Raw genomic sequence first — 17,183 nt, 5'->3', positions numbered from 1 at the left:
CCGCGGGCCGGAGCTCCGTTCGGTCAGCACGAGGATGCCGTTCTTCCCCGCTCCACCTGCTTCGGCGGCACCTCCGCCGCTCCTGGAGTCATCGCGATGGGCCTCCGCACCCTGACGCTGTTCCTCTCCTCGCCTGGCGACTGCGTGCACGAGCGACGGGCGACTGAACGCGTAGTCCAGAAGCTCCTGCGCGACCCGTACCTGCAAGACCGCTTCATTCTTCGGGTCGAGGCTTCGGATGCCCAGGGACGCACGGTGCCCATGGTGGCCACTCGCCCGCCCCAGGAATCCGTCGACCTGGAAGTGAAGCGCCCACAGGACTGCGATGTCTGCGTGGGCATCTTCCGCGGCCGCATGGGCACGCCCCTGCCGCGAAAGAAGTTCCAGAAGGAAGATGGCTCTGCCTTCGAATCTGGAAGCGAGTACGAGTTCCACCAGGCGTGGAAGCAAGCCCAGCGGACGCAGGGCGCTCAGCCGTACATACTGCTCTACCGGGGGCCGGCGAACGCGAAGGCAGACTCCCGCCAGAGGAAGAAGGTAGACGCCTTCTTCGAGTCTTCATGGGTGCAGGCACTGGACGGCTCACAGCACGGCGGTTTTCACACCTTCAAGACGACACGGGACTTCGCGGAGCAGTTGGAGCATCACCTCCGCACCTATCTCCACAGGCAGGCTCCCTGGCTGCGGCAGCCATTCGACCAATGGCTCCAGGACAGCGCCAGGAGGCTCGCGAAGGACGCGGGCCCCCGCTTCACCCCGGAAGTTCACGTTGAAACGCCACTGGCGAAGGCGTTCCATGCAGTGCTGAGGCTGCCACAGGCCCTCAAGGAACTGGATGACGCACTGGGCGAAGTCTTTGCCCTGGTCCGCTACACGGAGGAGCTGGAGTCGAGCAGGCAGGCCCTGCGGGGTGTAGCCACCGCACTCGGGCAGCTCGAGCCGTGGGAGGCGCCTCCAGACTTCGAGCGGATTCAGGCCGTCTTGAGGGCTTTGGAGAAGCGATGCATCGAGGGACTGGACACGGTGAGCAGGAAGAAGGGAGCGAAGGGCCGCGCGGCGAGAGGGAGCAGCCCCCCCGGCGATACGGCGAGTTCCTCTGTCGACCGTACGTATCTCCTTCAGGCAGCGGCAATACAATGCAGCTCGGTGCTCGACCTGGTCGAGCAGTACGCCCCTTTGATGGAGTCACCGGTCCTGTTGCTCCATGGCTCGGCAGGACAGGGGAAGACCCATGCCCTGGTCGATCAGGTCCTCCGCCATGTTCAGCAGGGAGGTGTCGCGGTCGGCGTGCTCGGACAGCAGCTCACGGGTACAGGCGACCTGTGGCAGGAAATCTTTGCCCGGCTGGGCATCGCTGGCGACACAACGCCGGACCAGTTCCTCGCGACGCTCTCGGCGGAAGCCCGGCGCCGTCAGTGCATGGCGCTCATCGCTTTCGATGCACTCAACGAGACGCAGCCACGGAGCCGCTGGCGGGTACAGCTCGCGGGCATGCTCGAACAAGCCCGCAAGTACTCGAATATCGCAGTGGTCTTCTCGGTACGCAGCGACTACCTGAAGAGTACCCTACCGCCTCAAGACGAGGCAGGGCGCACCGCCTGGAACGAATGCGAGGTCAGGGGATTCGCCGGGGTCGAGGCCGAAGCGCTGCTCAGGTTCTTCGCGCACTATGGACTTGAAGCCCCCGTCTCTCCTCCCATCATTCCCGAGCTCAGCAATCCCCTCTACCTGAAGCTGCTCTGCCTGAGCATGCGGGGCCACGGGCGCATCCGCGGACTGCTTCCTTCCTGGCTCGATGTCCGGGATGGACTCATCGACCACCTGGAGGGTGCAGCGCTCGAAGATGCGGCGCTGGGAATTGACGAGACCGCGAAAAGCCCCATCCGTAGAGCGCTCAATCAACTCGCCGACACCCTGCTCGAGAGCGGCTCGCTCTCGATTGACCGCGCCCGTGCGGAGGAGATCGCCAACCGGTACGCACACGGCCGACCTCTCATCGCGTTCTTCATCTCCAACGACATCCTGATGAAGGTTCCCGGTCCGAATCCGGATGATGACTTTCTCCAGTTTGCCTTTGAGCGGCTCTCGGACACCTTCCTGGCGGACCGGTTGCTCGGCCGCATGGCGGACGCGGAGGGCCGTATCGGACAGAAGAGGCTCATCCATTCATTCTCGCAAGGGGGCGAACTCCATGCGCTCGTCTCGGACTCGCCTGGGAGCCCACCCTACAACGCGCCTGGGCTCCTCAAGGCGCTTGCCCTGGAAATCCCTCGAAGGACAGGCCAGGAGCTCGTCGAAATCATTCCTCCGGCTGGGGTCTCGAAGCGCCGGGTGGCCATGGCGTTCTTTGACAGTCTCCTCTGGCGCAACCAGGACCGGGAATTTGGAGTGTCTCCGCTGGAGCTCCGGAAGCTTCTGGAGCAATGGGAGGCATGTCTCCCGTGGACCTTCTCAAAACGTGTTGATTTCTACATCCGGCTCTCTCTCATCCCTGGACATCCGCTACAGGTGGCGAAGTTCCTCCATCCAGGGCTATCTGCTCAGAAGTCCCTCGGGGACCGAGACGCGCTCTGGTCGGTTCATCTCGCCAACTCCTGGAAGGATGAGGGCGCGACGCTTTCCATCCTGACGCAATGGACGGATGCGTACGGGTTCAAGGAGCTAGAGCCCGACGTCGCCGCCCCCCTTGCGCTTGTCCTCATGTGGGCCTGCGCCAGTTCACACACCGGACAGCGTGAGGCGGCAACCCGGGGGCTCTGCCGTGTCCTCAATGCCTGTCCGGGTATTGTCGAGAACTTCCTGCCCGCGCTGACTCCGGTAGACGACGCCTATGTGGTCGAATCCTCCCTTCGGGCTGTTCTAGGCGTAGTCGAGGTTCAGAAGAACCAGGCGTGGGTCAGCCGCATCGGCCGGCTCGTGTATCAGCAACACTTCCCGCAGGGAGGGCCGCGGTGGTGCCACCTCTTCATCCGGCACTATGCCCGGTCCATTGTCGAGCGTGCGGCCGCGGTCACGAAGCCCGGGGAGATTGACCTCGCCCGAGTTGTCCCACCCCATGCAAGTCATCTGGAGCTGGGGAGTGTTCCCTCCATAGAGCAGCTCCGAGCCATGGACGAATCCCGGGGCTATCGGGCCATCGTCCGTTCCTGCACGAGCGGAGACTTCTTCCTGTATGAACTGGGAGGAAACTCTGGAGGTGCGCGGTTCTTCGCTCGCCCGCTGCCGTCTTCAACGGAACCCGAACGACCCTATCGGAGGTCCGAGGCACTGTTGGGCGGCGCGGCCAAGGCAGAGTCCTTCGACATTGCGTTGATGGGCCGGTTCATCGCGCATAACTGCTTGAAGCTCGGCTGGACGTCCCAACGGTTCAATTCCTTCGATGAAGAAGCAATGCACTCGGACGTGAGAATCCATGCAGGGGGGCGAATCGAACGAATCGGCAAGAAATACCAGTGGATTGGATGGAGAACCCTGCAGGCCTTCCTGACGGACCACTACTATGTGAGCGCAGACCGGCGCGATGGCTCCAAGGTCTATGAAACCCCCAGGGACTTGCGAAAAGACCTGCCTGCACCATCCCTATGGCTCGTCCCTCCCAAGCGGGCCGAGAGGCCTTTCAAATCCACTGCCCCGGATGGTGGCGAGCCTTCACAGCCCTGGCCCGAGCCGACAAAGCCATCCATCCAAGCCTGGATCCAGAATCCGCACGTCGAGCCTGCGTTCCCTACGCTCCTGCACCGGGTTCCACCTGAAGCAGGCGATTCACCAGCCACTCCCTGGATCCGCGCGAACATCTTCCAGGTCTGGGAGCGCCCATGGGTGCCTGGCGAATGGGCGGAGCCGGATTTCGTGGCGGATATCCGGTGGATGGGCAGGGCGCAGGTGATCCAGAAATCGAGCCTGCGCCGGCTTCTCGAGGATTTGAAGAAGCCCCAGGTGCAGGAGCGGTTGCGAAGCATCGGGCGGCCGGAGATCCCCAGAGCGGACGCGCTCCCCCTGGATCGTTGGAGCGCGCTGAAGGGGGAACTCGCTGTGGGGTTCATCCACGCGAACCAGCCAGGCATCGATTGGGATGAGTATTTCCCCGTGCCCTACGCCCACCTGTTCGCTGAGATGGATACACACGAAAGGATAATCACCCTTCCCACCCCCTGGCTCATTCAGCAGTGGCAATTGCAGTTAGACCGGGAGTCCAGCGGGTACCGGCTTCCGGATGGGCGATTGCTCTTCAGGAACTTCGCTCTGGCAGGTGGGCCCGATGCCGTCTTCGCTTCGCTGCCCGCTCTCGCAGAGCGGCTCGAAGCTTCGGGGTGGGTGCTGGCATGGATGATTCACGGGGAGAGGCACGCCCTCGTTGAGAACTCTGAGCTGGCGGGATGGGTCAACACGCAGGGTGTCGCGTGGTTCGACGGAGAGCGAGCACAGGTTCCGTGGATGCACCGGGAGAGGAAGGTGCGCTCCATGGGCAGGTAGGATTCAGAATTGCTGCGCAGGGCCCCACGCCCCCGCCGGGTCCTCCTGGTGCTGGATGTCGTGGACCCGCCCCTGGAAGGTGCGCATCCGCCAGGAACTGGCACGGGCTGGACCATACGGATACCCATGAAGTCGAGCGCGCGCAGGACAGGATTCAGGGGGACTCCCCGAGCAGACGCTGGCACGCGCCAGGCACAGGCGGGTCGCCGAAGTGGCGTCTCCGCTCGTCGGGGGTGAAGTCTCGATTCGCGATGCGGCAGGCCCGGGCCTGCCAGGACTCCACCCGCGCATCCCACAGGAGCACCGTGCCCTTCTCGTCTCCGGATGCCAGGAAGGCACCGTCCGCCGTGAACGCGAGGGCCGTGACGAAGTCACGGTGCCCCTTCAGGGGAATCCCGATGGGCTCCCGGGACTGCACGTCCCAGAGCACCAGCGTCCCATCCTCGTACCCTGAGGCCGCCGTGCGGCCATCCCCGCTGAAGGCCACGCTGAACACCCGCTTCGCCTGGGTGGGCACCGGGTCCCCGAGCGCCTTGCCCGTGCTCGCGTCCAAGAACAGGACGCGGCCATCGTCTCCCCCGGAGGCCAGCAGCCGACCGTCGGGGCTGAACGCGACGGCCGAGACCGAAGAACGAGGGATCGGGCCAGCTCTGGAATAGCGGCCACCCGCCTTGGCCTCCACGAAGAGGACGCTTCCATCACCAGCGCCCAGCGCCACCCGCTGGCGGTCCGGACTGAAATCCACGTCCACCACCCCGACACCTGCATCCGGAGCAAGCCGCGCATCAGGCTTCCCCGTGACATCCCAGAGGTAGACCGCCCCCACGTCGCTCACCGCCACCAGGGTATTGCCGTCCTCGCCGTAGGCGATGCCCATCAGCGTCTCGGGACCCGCATCGACGTGGAACGGAGTCCCGATAGACGCACAGCTCCGCGCATCCAGGCGCACCGCGGTGTCTCCCGCGGCGACCGCGAACTCACCGCCACCCGGGTGGAAACCCACGCCCCGGACCTCCTCGAAACGTGAGCAGGGACGTGCCGCAAGGGGCTGCACCGAGGGGGAGCCCAGGGCCCACGGCACCACGTCACCGTCCAGCCCGCCCGAGACGAGGGTTCCGGCATCGGGAGAGAACGCTAGGTGCATCACCTGCCCACGCTTCCCGGTGAGACGGCGCCCCAGGGGTCGGTGCTCCCCGGGGTCCTCGTACATCTCCAGGTCCCAGCGCGCCAATGCGCCATCCGCGCTCCCGGAGATGAGGTAGCGGCCATCCCGGCTGAACGCGAGGCTGGTGACCCATGACTGGCGGCCCGGGTTGAAACCAGGAAGCTCCCTGCCGAGCTGCGGGTCCCAAAGGCGCACGCGCCCATCGGCGCCGCCCGAAGCGAGCCTCCGCCCATCCGGGCTGAAGGCGACACTGAAGACCCGCTCGCCACCGTTCAGGAGCGGGATGACCGGCGCCTCCGGCGTGGTGATGCTCCAGAGCCGGAGGCTGCCATCGAAGCCGCCCACGGCCACCCACTGGCCGTCCGGGCTGAAGGCGAGGTCGAGGACTCTCTTCGCCGCGCCCAGCGGACTGAAGTGGGGTTCCCGCAGCTGCTCCGCCTGGACCTGCCACATCAGCACGGAGCCATCTCCATGTCCCGAGGCCAGGCGCTGGCCGTCCGGACTGAAGGCCAGCTGGACCACGGGGCCCTCGGCACCATGCACGGCGGTTTCGAGCGGTTCGCATCGTCCCGGCTCCACCTGCCAGAGGTGAAGCTTCCCAAGGAGGTCCCCCGCCACCAGCAGTCCGCCCTTCGGGCTGAACGCCACGCTCTGCATGGGCCCGCCGTCCTTCTTCAATGGCGCACAGACAGGCGTCCCGCTCACGCTGTCCCAGACCCGGACCGCACCGTCATCCGCCGCAGCGGCGAGGAACCGTCCGTCGCCACTGAAGGCCACCCCCTGCACGAAGTCGCTCTCGCTGGCCAGCTCGGGAATCGCGTGGGATTCCCACGTTCGCACATCCCAGCGCCGGGCAGTGCCATCGTGGCTTCCGGAGGCGAGCCACCTGCCATCAGGGCTGAAGGCCACCTGGCTGATGCGGCGCTCGTGCCCGTGCAGGTACGACTGGAGGTACGAGGCGTCACGCAGCGCCGAGAGCAGGGCGCTGCGTGCCTCCACGGTAGGCGAGGCCTCGAAGGACTCGGCGGCCAGGAGGAGCGCCAGCTCGAGCTTCCGGGGCCGCTGCTCGTTCGACTGCGCCGCAAGCTGCAGCGAGACGGCGATGCGGCGCTGCTCCTCTTTTTGAGAGTACTGGTAGAGAGCCGTCAGCATCAGGGCTATCGCGATGACGAGGCCCATCGAGACGGCGGCCAACTGGAGCCGGAGACGCCGCGTCGCCTCCTGGCGGCTGCGCAGGATGTACTCGGTATGCAGCGGCACCGGCTGCGGCCCGGTGCCGGGAACCGCCGTCCCCAGCCAGGCTTCCGCGGCTTCGAGGTCCTTGCCCTGAAGCAGCAGGCTGTCATCCTGCTGCTGCTTCTCCCAATCGAGCGCACGTACCAACAGGCGCGTGTGCGCGCGCACAAAGGACAGGTCGGTTCCGAGCGCGGCCAGCAGCGCCACGAAGTCGTCGTCGAAGCTCTTCTCCCGAAGGGGGACTCGCTCGATGACCGAGAGTGGGCGGGGGACCTGCGCGTCCGGGACGTCCCGGTACAGCACCGGGACCAGCCGCTTGTGCAGGCGCAGCGCATGGTCCAGCTCCCTCCGGCACTCCGTGGAGGCGACGGAGTCCGGGCTCAGGACGAAGAGGAAGTGCTCGGCGGCCTCGATGCCAGCCTCGATTTCCGTCGGCCATTCGGCCAACAGGGGGATGTTCCTCAGGTCCAGCCAGGTCCGTTTCTCCGCCCGCTCGAAGGCCGCGTACAGGTGGTCCACGAAGGGCTTGTCCTTCCGCGAGTAGCAGATGAAGACATCCACTGTGAGCGCACTGTCCAGCGCGAGGAGCAGGGCCCGCATCGCCGCCTTGGCGTCATCCTGCTCCCGGAAGTCAATGGGACGCAGCAAGGTGACGGCCCGGGGGCGGGCCTCCGCCTGCACGTCCCTGCGCAGCACGGGCACGATGCGCTTCTTTTGTTTCACCGCGTGCGCGACCTGCGCTCGGCAGCGTGGGGAGGCCGCGGAGTCCGGGCTGAGGATGAGGACGAAGTTACGCGCCGCCTTCAGTGCGGCTTCGGCGCCTGGCTCCCAGCTTCCGGTGGCGCCTTCTCCGTCCGCGACGAAGGGCTTCCGCCGGGCGAGGCGGAGAGTGTCCTCCAGCGAGCGTACGAACTCCCGTTCCTCCGGGACGCAGCAGAGATAGACGTCCGTCAGCTCTACCATCGGCTCACCTCAAGGCAGGTATACACCTCTGCCGAAGCAGGAGCGCCGCTGAACGCGGCCGTAGCCCACGGCCCGGCGCCGACTCAAGTTGCTGCTGCTTCGCCGCATCGCCCTCGCGGAGTTCGTGTGCCTCGCCAAGGGCCTCTGGTAGCGTCTCCCCGCGATGGCCTCGAAAGAAAAACGTCGGCTTCCTCCGGCAGTGCGGCGAGCAGCCCTTCAGGAGCTCAGCCGGGATCGGCTCTCCGACATCACGACCGTCTTCGACCTGCACGTTGAAGATCGCCGCGTCTACGAGCAGCACATCTCCGCAATTGTCCGCTCCAGGTCGGTGGAGTTCGCCGACGTTCTCGAGCTGCTCACACGTGACGAGCTGAAGGCCATCTGCCTGGCGCTCGACGTGGACGAAAGCGGTCGCGAAAAGGCGCCGCTCATCGAGCGCATCCTGGAGCTGGGCGCAATCGAGGACGTGAGCGAGCCCGCCGAGCCGCAACAACCCCATCCTCCGGTGTCGCCACCGAAGGTGGATGCCGCAGTGCCGACGGTGGCGCCCCCCGCGAAAGACGGGAAGAAGGTTTTCATCATCCACGGCCGGGACAGAGCCACCCTGCAGGAGCTGAAGCGCTTCCTGAAGGGCGTGGGACTCCAGGCCTGGACCTTCGTGGACGAGTTTCACGAATCCGTTTCCAACACGCCCATCGTGGAGATCGTCGCACGCGGGGTGTCGAAGACCCGGGCCGTCATCGCGCTTCTGACTCCGGACGAATTCGCATGCCTCGTCCCTGAACGGCGTGAGCCCACCGAGTCAGAGCGGAACATCCGCCGCTGGCAGCCGCGACCCAATGTCATCTACGAGGCGGGGATGGCCATGGGGCTGAACCGCGACGGCACCATCCTGGTCACCGTGGGGCATGTCGAGCTGCCCTCCGACCTTGACGGCATCCTCCACATCCGCCTCACCAATGGCATCGACTCGAGGCGCACGCTTCGCAGGAAGCTCATGCAGGCCGGGTGCGAGGTGGAGCCAAACCTCGAGGATTGGATGGAGCCCTCCCTGGGAGGAGACTTCAGCGTCACCGTGGCGACCCGCCCGTTCCCCGAGGACCCCTTCTCGCCCAAGTAGTGTGCCGCCGAGCCCCAGGGGGCTCAGGACGTCTTCGGCATGAGCTTCTGGAGGATGCCTTCGAGCTGTCTCACCGTCTCGGGCTCGCCGGACCGGGCGTCGCGCTGCTTCTTCAGATTCGCGGACGTCGTTTCGTACATCCAGGACTGCATCCATGGCTCGGCCCCGAGCCCCAGCAGCGCCTCGACATGCTGCTCCACGGACGGCCAGTCCCTCTCGGCGCAGGCCAGCTCCAGCCGGGTCGCCTCCTGCCAGTACGCCTCGGCCTTGCTCTGCGAGTTGGGCGCTGGGGCGCGGTCCACCGAGAAGCGGACCACGGGCAGCAGGCGCTTCAGCGCGACCTCGTCCTCGGCACGGCCTCGGACGATTCGCAACGTCACCGCGTTGACGCCCGGGTAGTAGTCGCGCGGGTCCTTCCGGAATCCATCTTCGTAGGCCTGGATGGCCTTCTTCACCGCGGCCTGAGCCTCGGCCGTGTTCCCCGCCTGTTGCTCGGCGTCCGCGAGGCCCTTGTAGATGCGGCCCAGGATGCCGAAGGTCTCACTGCTCTGCTGCTCCGGAGAAATGGTGCGCACCACCTCGAGCGCCTGCGCCCGCAACTGCTGGCCGCCCGCGAAGTCCTTGGCCTTGGCGGCAGCCTCCGCCAGGCGGTTGAGCGCGAGCGCGAGCTGCTCGCGCGCCACGGGAGTCCGCTGCAGCTCCGCGGGCAGATGCGGGTACAGGTCCACCAGCCGCTGGAACTCGCCCTTCTCGCGATAGGCGATGAAGAGGTGCAGCAGCACCGTGTGGAGCTGGGCCACCTCCTGAGGCGCTTTCAGGATCTCCGCGCGCACGGACTCCAGCTGGGCGAGCGCCTTCTCCTTGTCCTTCAGGGTCAGGGCCGCGCCAATCCGCTCCGTCATCGCATTCACGTAGGGCGTGCGCAGCAGGAAGACGTCCGTCTTGTCATGCGCGATGCTCCCCGGGCCGATGCGGGTCACCTGGATGAGCGGATTGTCCGGGGGCAGCTCGCCGCGTCGGGCCTGCTGGATGCGCTCCGTCAGCGTCTTTTCGAGCTGTTGCATCGCCTCGGTCGTGACGTGTCCGTCGCTCCCCGCGTCGTAGGGCACTACGCGAAGCGCCCGGAAGTCGAAGGGAAGCTGCGCGAGAGAACGCTGCTCGCAGATGAGCACGGTGGCACCGCGGCTCGCGCCATGGCGCACGCCGACCTCGTAGGCCACATTGGCGTTGCTGAAGGTGAGGTCGGCAATGACGTACTCGGACACGACCAGCCGCTCGTACATGGGGCGGTGGATGAAGCCACCCATCAGCTCCTCATCGGCACGGATGGCCTCGAGTCCCTGCCGTTCGAGAACGGCCTTGAGCCCCTGCCACACCTCGTCGAAGTGCACGGCGGGCCCAGCCAGCCCCGGAGGGGTTTTGGTGCCGAACGGCATGGCCACGAAGCACATCGGACGGGGCGGGACGGGCACGGACACGAAACCTCCAGGGCGCTGACGAACGTGCGGGAACATACGCGCTTCCAACGTATCAGCCATCACCGCGTTGGAAGGATGTGGCGGGCTCCAGCCTCCGGCACGCTCCCGGCGGCTCTCGGGCAATCTCTTCCTCAACCGTCCGCCGCTGCGCTATCAACCGTCCAACTCTCCAGCGAGCCGCCGGTAGAACCGGCCCGCGAGCGTCTCGTCCGGGTGCTTCTGGCTGTGCACTTGAGAGCGCTCCCGGAACTCCAGGTCGCGCGAAGACTGCTCACCCGGAGCCCCCTGCCTCACACCACCGCGCGCGACACGGGCCAGCACCTGCTGGGCTTCCTCCAGAAGCTCCGGGCCGCACTTCATCGCGGCTTCCAGGAGCGCAATGACCTCGTCCTCCTGCTCGAAGAGGCTCATGGGCGGCTCTTCCTCGAAGCTGTCGAGGGCCCGCATCACGGCGCCTGCCGTACCTGCCTGGATCCAGTGGAGCCGGATGGCACGCCTGACCTCGCGGTTCATGGACGCGAGCTCCGCGAACCACCGCCGGGCATATTCACCCACCAAGACATTCTCGTGTTCGAGCAGGCGGCTCAGCGCCAGCATCGCTCGCTGCCGCTCCTCCGGAACCAGTCCCTCCGAAGCGGGTGTCTCGTGGCTGGCCAGTACAGGGACGGCCTCGAAGCCGATGCCCTCCCGGTCCACCGCCTCGATTCGCGCCAGCATCATATCGACCACTGCGGCGGGTACGTCCTCGACAAGCTTCACCATGAGCTCCCCGCACCAATGACCGAGCGAGCGAGGTGTTCTGAGGGCCTGCGCGAGCACCTCTTTTTCTTCCTGGCCATACACAACGTAGAGTTCCTCCTGGACGACCGCCTCGGCCCACGACTCCGCCAGCTCTTCGTTCACGTGGTGGCTGAGCAGCAAGCCCGCTCGTACTGCCGCCCCGAGCCCACCGGAATAAGCGAGGAGTTTGAAAGCATGCGCGCGAACGGACAGCGCTGGGTGCGTCAGCATTCGCTTCAGCAAGGCGACCACTTTGGCCTCCCCCAGGAGCTCCACGTCTGAATCGGCGAAGCGGAGGCTCCTCAGGAAGTCCGGGCTTCCGTCGTCGAGAAGGACGTCCACGAGGAGTTTCCCTGCTTCGGGATCCGAGCCTAGCAGCCCCCGTACCAAGCCGTTCACCATCGGCCTGAGCGGGTGGCCAGGCTCGCGCACCAGCAGTAAGCCCCAGGTGGTCGCCACGCGGGAGGAAGTCTGGGCAACGTCACTGAAGAGTTCCTCGACCCGTGGAGGCCGATTGGCCTCATTCAGGGCAACGGCCGACCGCGTCAGCCGCGCCAGCGAGTCTTCGGGCGACACGCCGGGGGCCGCCAGCACTCGCGCCGCTGCTTGGAGCGCCTCCTGCCGTTCGCGCTCCGTACCTGCGGGGTCGCGTCGGTCGCCCGAGTGCACCCCTGCCAGGGCCTGTTCAAGTGTGCCCGCCAGGTCCCGCTGGAGCTCGTCCACCAGTGCTCGGGCCGTGTCGCGGAGTTCCGGCACTCGCTCACGCGCTGCCAGCCTCGACAGTTGCATCGGCATGCAGAGGTCCAGGATGGGACTGCGCCGCTCCTGGCGAAGCTTGCGCAAGCACGCAAGGGCATACTCCTGCTCTGGAATCCACTGGCTCCGCTCCCCCTCGCTCACGAGCCGCTGGAAGGAGCCGGGCTGATGCCAGAGCGCCGCGCCGAGCGCTACCAAGGCCCCCCGCGCGTCCTTCCAGTCCCCATCAATCGCAATGCGGATGAGCAGGTCGATGACCCTTCGCCGCAGTGGTTTCCAGTAGGAGTAGAGCAGCCCTTTTGCTTCCAGGGTGATCTGCTGTCCATCGAACCACTCGTGCATCAGCTCCTTGTGGAGCAGGGGCGAAAGGTACTTCGCCAGTCGGTGCCCTGGGAGTCTGTTCGCTCCATGGCTGCGAACCTCCGCCCAGGAGACGAATGCCTCATACGCCGCCAGAGATTGGGTGGGCCGGTACTCACCTGCGTCCTGCAAGACGCGTTCAGCACTGTCCGACTGCGGGTTGATTGGGTTCGGCTCCTGCATGGCCAGGCTCCAGAGCAGATCACAAGCCCGTGCGACACACACCGGCGCACCGAGGACGTTCTTCAGGAGCCTCGTGAAGTCCCGCCGCACGTAATAGAGGAACGACAGCGAGGAAGGCGCGGTGCGCTCTGCATCCTCTAGCTCCGGTCCGAGGAACCTGTCGGCGAAGCGCAACGCGGGTTCCGGATGGAGTGGGGCAATCTCCGCGATGACCTCGCGAATCTTGTTTTGGCGTACAGCAGGCATATGCTCGTAAAGGTCTGGGACAAGCTGCCAGACCTCCCCGGTCACACTCGCCACACGTCCGTTCTGATTCGGGTCCCAATCGGCCATCGCCAGGTTGCGGAGGATGTTTCCCAGGAAAGGCTCTGCAAGCGTTTTCAGGGCCTCCTCGACATAGCCGGTCGACTCGCCATGTGGGGAAACGGAGGCATCCACCACTTGGTATTCGGAGACGGCATCAACCGGGATGCGGACCAGTCCACCATGGCGCACCAGCAGCCCTGCGGCTTCCAGGGCACTAAAATCCTCGTGCAGTTCATAGCGCCGCACCCCGATGAAGCAGGCGAGTGCCTCTAGCCCGTCGGTGTCCTTGGGCCAGACAGGACCTGCCACGGCAACCAACCTCAAGACCTTCTTGTAGCGCTCACGCCGTGCGGGCTCTCCCTCCACGTTGTCAAGAACGGCGTCCAGGAAGCTCTCGACGACCACCCTCTCGAAATGTTCGCCCTCAATCTCCCGGATGTTCGCTCTTCCCTGCAGGGCGGCCCGTGCAGCCACCACACCCGCCAGCGCATTTCCGCGGGTGCGCATCGCCAAGGTGTAGGCCCACTCGTCGTTCTTTCCCAGGATGGACGCGATGAGTTGGCGCTGCGCCAGGTCGCTCAGTGCCTCGACTTCTCGTACGTCTACCTGCCCTGGCTCCATGTGATGTCCCCGCAGCACCCCGGTGAATGAGGCAAGGCGGTTCGTACGCGTGGTGACCACCAGCTTGAGGTTGGAAGCCCGGGTCCGGAGAAAGTGCAGCAGGGCCTGCTTCTCGTCATCCGGACGCTTGTGCACGTCCTCCACGATGAAGACATACGGGTCATCCACGGCGCTCTTGAGCGCGTCATGGGGGAGCGTTACGTCCTCCCGCAGAAACCGGAGCTCTGCGCGCGTCCTGCCGCACCATTCGAGCAGGAGCCTCGTCTTGCCGCGTCCCCACGGCCCATGCAGCACGAGGATCCGTTGGCCTGAAGTGGCGAAGCGCTCGAGGATGTCGAGCAACGCGTGCGAACCAACATAGGGGTGCTGGTGGCTCAGCATACCGTCAGGCGCGGATGGCTCGTTGAGTTCCACGAATCGCTTCACCGGCAGGAGCACGCCTCCCAGGGTCCGGCGCTCCCACGCCCCGATGGCGCGGACGACCTCCCGGGAAAACTCCTGGGGAGTGATGATGCCGGGGCGGATGACCAACTCCCCGCTCTGAAGGCGGCTCCGAAAGGACGCCACGTGCTGGCGTTCCTCTGCGCCCTGGCGCTCGATGAGTGCCGGGTCGCCTGCCTCGGTGAGAAACATGAGCCGGGGGACGCCCGCCATCCCGGCGCGCTCGAACTCCCGCTCGCTCAGCGAAGGCCCGCCAGCCCGGGGCGTCCCATAGTAGTGGCCCACCAGTCCTACCAGCAGATCCGGCACTGCCGCCTCACGGCGGCTCCAGCGCTCCACCGGGATATCCTCCGGTGTCAGGTCCTCCATCGTGCTCACGCGGTAACCTGCCAGCTCCTTCTCGATGGCAGCGCTCGCCGCCTCGAAGAAGCTACCCAGGTCACGTCGAGTTCCACTAAGGAAGACCGTTCGAAGCTTACCCGCCATGGCTCGGGATTTTACGCCAGAACGCGCACAATTCCTCTCGAAGCGCCTCACGTCTGGGGGAAGCGTGCACCTTCCTGGCGCCGCTACTCGGGTTCAGGCCGTTCCTGGCCAGCCGCTTCGTGGAACAGCCTGACCTCGGATGAGGCCGCAAACGCTAGTTCCTGCGGCTTCGAGTCCGAGATGAGCACAAGGCTGACGTCCACCTCGGCTTCCTGGTCCTCGGCTGTTGCTTCAGACTGCCGCGCGGACGCTGTTAGGGTGAGCCACCCCCAAGGAGGTACGCCATGGAAGGGTCGGAGCATCAGGAGCCAGAGGACGCGATGCCCGAGCGCCCGCATGTGTTGCTCTTGCGCTCATATGCTCGGGACAAGACCGCTATCGAGAACGCCATGATGGTGGATGACGGGGCGATAGGCGCGGCGACGCTCTCTCTTGGTGCACCTGGCTTCGCGCTGCGAGAACTCTTCAAGCCGAACTCATTCATGCAATTCCTGTCGCCCCAGCTGGAGGAATGGGTTGGGCCCTTGAAGGGTCTGGAGCCATCGCAGGCGGGAGTGACTATGGCTGAGGATGACTGGAAGCAGCGCATCCGGGCTCTCGTGAGCCAGGTGCAGCTCGTCCTCATTCTTCCAGGAACGACGCCAGGTCTGGCCTGGGAATTGGCGTATCTGCGGTCCGTCTTCCCCCCAGAGCAGATCCTCCTCTTGAACGAACCTTCCGGAGTGGACCCTGAGGCATCCCCTCATTTAGCAAGCTGACGAGGAAGCGGCGGGTCGGCTGGTTCGTGCGAGGAGTAGGGCCGCCTCGACACTACGTACAGGGTGAGAGCCTCTCCCATCAACGAAAAGAAGGTGCACGCCTTCCTCGACGGACTCTTCGGGGACGAGCTGCATGCCAAGAGAGTCTTGTCGCTGTCGCTGGCGACGCTGGGCGTGGTCCATGCGGCCAGCCTGTCGGTGTACGCCATTGGCCGGGCGCTGGCGCTGGCTCGTGGCACCAAGGGCAAGCACGGGGTGAAGCAGGGCGACCGGCTGCTGTCCAACACGGGCATCGACGTCTGGCACCTCTTCGCCCTGTGGGTGCCCTATGTGCTGGGGCAGCGCACCGAGGCCGTGGTGTCGCTAGACTGGACGGACTTCGACGCCGACGACCAGACGACGTTGGTGGCCGCGCTCAAGACGCGACATGGCCGCTCGACGCCCCTGGTGTGGCTGACGGTGCAGAAGTCCGCACTCAAGGGGCTGCGCAATGAAGTGGAAGACTCCGTCCTCTTGCGCCTTCGCGAGCTCATCGCCCCCGAGGTGAAGGTGACGGTACTGGCCGACCGAGGCTTTGCTGACCAGAATCTCTACGCCCTGCTGGAGCAGTTGGGCTTCGAGTACGTCATCCGTTTCCGCCAGTGCATCACCGTCACCCGTCGGGACGGCGAGCGGCGCCCGGCCGCCGAGTGGGTGCCCGCCTCGGGCCGTGCCTGCCGACTGCCAGCCGCTCGCGTCACCGCCGACGAGGCCCCGGTGGGCGCGGTGGTGCTGGTGAAGAAGAAGGACATGAAGGAGCCCTGGTGTCTGGCCACCAGCCTGAGCGCGGCGAGCGCCGCTCAGGTGGTGGCGCTCTACAGTCGCCGCTTCCGCACGGAGGAGAGTTTCCGCGACATCAAGGACTTGCGTTTCGGTATGGGCCTGTCCGCCATGAGCATTGCCGAGCCGGAGCGGCGCGACCGGCTGCTGCTGGTGTGTGCGCTGGCGCTCTCGCTGCTGACGTTGCTGGGAGCGGCCGGGGAGCGGCTGGGCATGGAGCGCTACCTCAAAGCCAACACGGTCAAGAAACGCTCCTACTCCCTCTTCCGCCAAGGCTGCTTCTACTTCTACTATCAGGCCCTGCCCATGATGCCCGAGGCCCAGTTGCGACCGCTGATGGAACTCTTCGGCCAACTCGTTCGAGAGCAACCGGTTTTCCGCGAAGTCTTCGGTGTCATATGAGGGGATGCCTCAGGAGTGGACCGGCTCCCGTGGGCAGCGGTGGTCCGGCAGTTCTCTGCGCAGGGCTGGACACTTCCGCGGCAGGATCCGGGGGCGGGAACCGTGTTGAGCCTCGACGACAACTGGTGCGCCTCTGTGTTCGCTGACGGCTGCACAAGTCCTACGGATTACGCGATGGCGGTGTGCTCCGCATGGAATGAGCTCGTAGACGAAAAGGAGGAAGCTCTGCCACGAGCCAAGGAGGGTGAGCCGTCCATGAGTGCACAGCAGTTCAAGTTGGAGAGGTGGGTTGCTGACGCGCGGAGTGAGCCGTCCATGAGCGCGCACCAGATCGAGGTTGAGAGGTGGGCTGCTGACACTCTAAGCTTTCTCCACGGGGGCACTGGAGGTGGGTTACTGGTGTTCGTCGCGGGAGGAACGGCCGTGATGCTCGTTCTGGAAACCGGTCCCCACCAGAGCGGCGGCATCGGCCGCATTGGTGCGACAGGCCTCTTCTTCGGAGTGCTCCTGGCGGTCTATGTGACAACCCGGATCCTCATCTTCCTCATCGCACAGATGAAGTCGAAGTGGGGGTGAAGCTCTCGCCTCACTCCCGCACGCGCACGTAGGTACACGTGGACGCGGCGGGAGCCTGGCAGCAGTCGCGGAGCCCACGGGCGAAGGCACTCCGTCGGCCCTCCCCCTCCCGCCACCGTCCCCCACCCGACACCGCCCGCCCGGGCACCGGCCGGCCGTCCCTCCCCGGAACCGCCCCCTCCCCCGGCATGCCACCGGCCAGGTCAGCCCCTGGGAGCGTGGGCCGTCCTCCCACCCATGCACCCTCCAAGAACTCCTGC

Annotated in this window: 8 protein-coding genes; 5 read left to right on the top strand and 3 right to left on the bottom strand. The window is 65.8% G+C overall.

The window, feature by feature from the left end; genetic code table 11:
- Positions 1 to 96 precede the first annotated feature (96 nt).
- Entirely contained in the window at positions 97 to 4,473 is a 4,377-nt protein-coding gene (locus G4D85_RS08575) for an NACHT domain-containing protein (protein WP_164009894.1), read from the top strand.
- 154 nt (positions 4,474 to 4,627) lie between these two features.
- On the opposite strand, the gene G4D85_RS08570 is transcribed toward G4D85_RS08575, so the two are convergent.
- Positions 4,628 to 7,837 (bottom strand): WD40 domain-containing protein, encoded by a 3,210-nt coding sequence (locus G4D85_RS08570; RefSeq protein ID WP_164009892.1) that lies wholly within the window; start codon positions 7,835 to 7,837, stop codon positions 4,628 to 4,630.
- Positions 7,838 to 8,036: 199 nt separating this feature from the next.
- Here G4D85_RS08570 and G4D85_RS08565 point away from each other — a divergent pair, with 199 nt between their 5' ends.
- Positions 8,037 to 8,957, top strand: coding sequence for a TIR domain-containing protein (locus tag G4D85_RS08565; RefSeq protein ID WP_164009890.1), 921 nt, complete (start codon positions 8,037 to 8,039; stop codon positions 8,955 to 8,957).
- A gap of 23 nt (positions 8,958 to 8,980) precedes the next feature.
- On the opposite strand, the gene G4D85_RS08560 is transcribed toward G4D85_RS08565, so the two are convergent.
- Together G4D85_RS08560 and G4D85_RS08555 are read right to left on the bottom strand one after the other, a co-directional pair.
- Positions 8,981 to 10,435: a tetratricopeptide repeat protein gene (locus G4D85_RS08560; RefSeq protein WP_164009888.1), complete on the bottom strand. Its 1,455-nt coding sequence runs from the start codon at positions 10,433 to 10,435 to the stop codon at positions 8,981 to 8,983.
- 153 nt (positions 10,436 to 10,588) lie between these two features.
- Positions 10,589 to 14,368, bottom strand: coding sequence for a DUF4062 domain-containing protein (locus G4D85_RS08555; protein WP_164009886.1), 3,780 nt, complete (start codon positions 14,366 to 14,368; stop codon positions 10,589 to 10,591).
- A gap of 284 nt (positions 14,369 to 14,652) precedes the next feature.
- Between G4D85_RS08555 and G4D85_RS08550 the strand changes: the two genes are divergently transcribed.
- The 3 genes from G4D85_RS08550 to G4D85_RS08540 all read left to right on the top strand — a co-directional run bounded on the left by G4D85_RS08550 (position 14,653) and on the right by G4D85_RS08540 (position 16,923).
- Positions 14,653 to 15,126: a hypothetical protein gene (locus tag G4D85_RS08550; RefSeq protein WP_164009884.1), complete on the top strand. Its 474-nt coding sequence runs from the start codon at positions 14,653 to 14,655 to the stop codon at positions 15,124 to 15,126.
- A gap of 63 nt (positions 15,127 to 15,189) precedes the next feature.
- Entirely contained in the window at positions 15,190 to 16,347 is a 1,158-nt protein-coding gene (locus tag G4D85_RS08545; protein WP_164009882.1) for an IS4 family transposase, read from the top strand.
- A gap of 105 nt (positions 16,348 to 16,452) precedes the next feature.
- Positions 16,453 to 16,923, top strand: a complete 471-nt coding sequence (locus tag G4D85_RS08540) for a hypothetical protein (protein WP_164009881.1) — start codon at positions 16,453 to 16,455, stop codon at positions 16,921 to 16,923.
- Positions 16,924 to 17,183 lie beyond the last annotated feature (260 nt).

Origin of the sequence: Pyxidicoccus trucidator, assembly GCF_010894435.1 — a bacterium.
In the GTDB taxonomy this organism is placed as follows: Bacteria; Myxococcota; Myxococcia; order Myxococcales; family Myxococcaceae; genus Myxococcus; species Myxococcus trucidator.
Note: the sequence above shows the minus strand (reverse complement) of the source record. Positions and strands in the feature narration are given on the sequence as shown.

Bases quoted from the DNA above. Each gene is read 5' to 3' on its own strand.
- G4D85_RS08575 (WP_164009894.1), top strand. From the start codon at position 97: ATGGGCCTCCGCACCCTGACGCTGTTCCTCTCCTCGCCTGGCGACTGC.
- G4D85_RS08550 (WP_164009884.1), top strand. From the start codon at position 14,653: ATGGAAGGGTCGGAGCATCAGGAGCCAGAGGACGCGATGCCCGAGCGC.
- G4D85_RS08555 (WP_164009886.1), bottom strand. From the start codon at position 14,368: ATGGCGGGTAAGCTTCGAACGGTCTTCCTTAGTGGAACTCGACGTGAC.
- G4D85_RS08570 (WP_164009892.1), bottom strand. From the start codon at position 7,837: ATGGTAGAGCTGACGGACGTCTATCTCTGCTGCGTCCCGGAGGAACGG.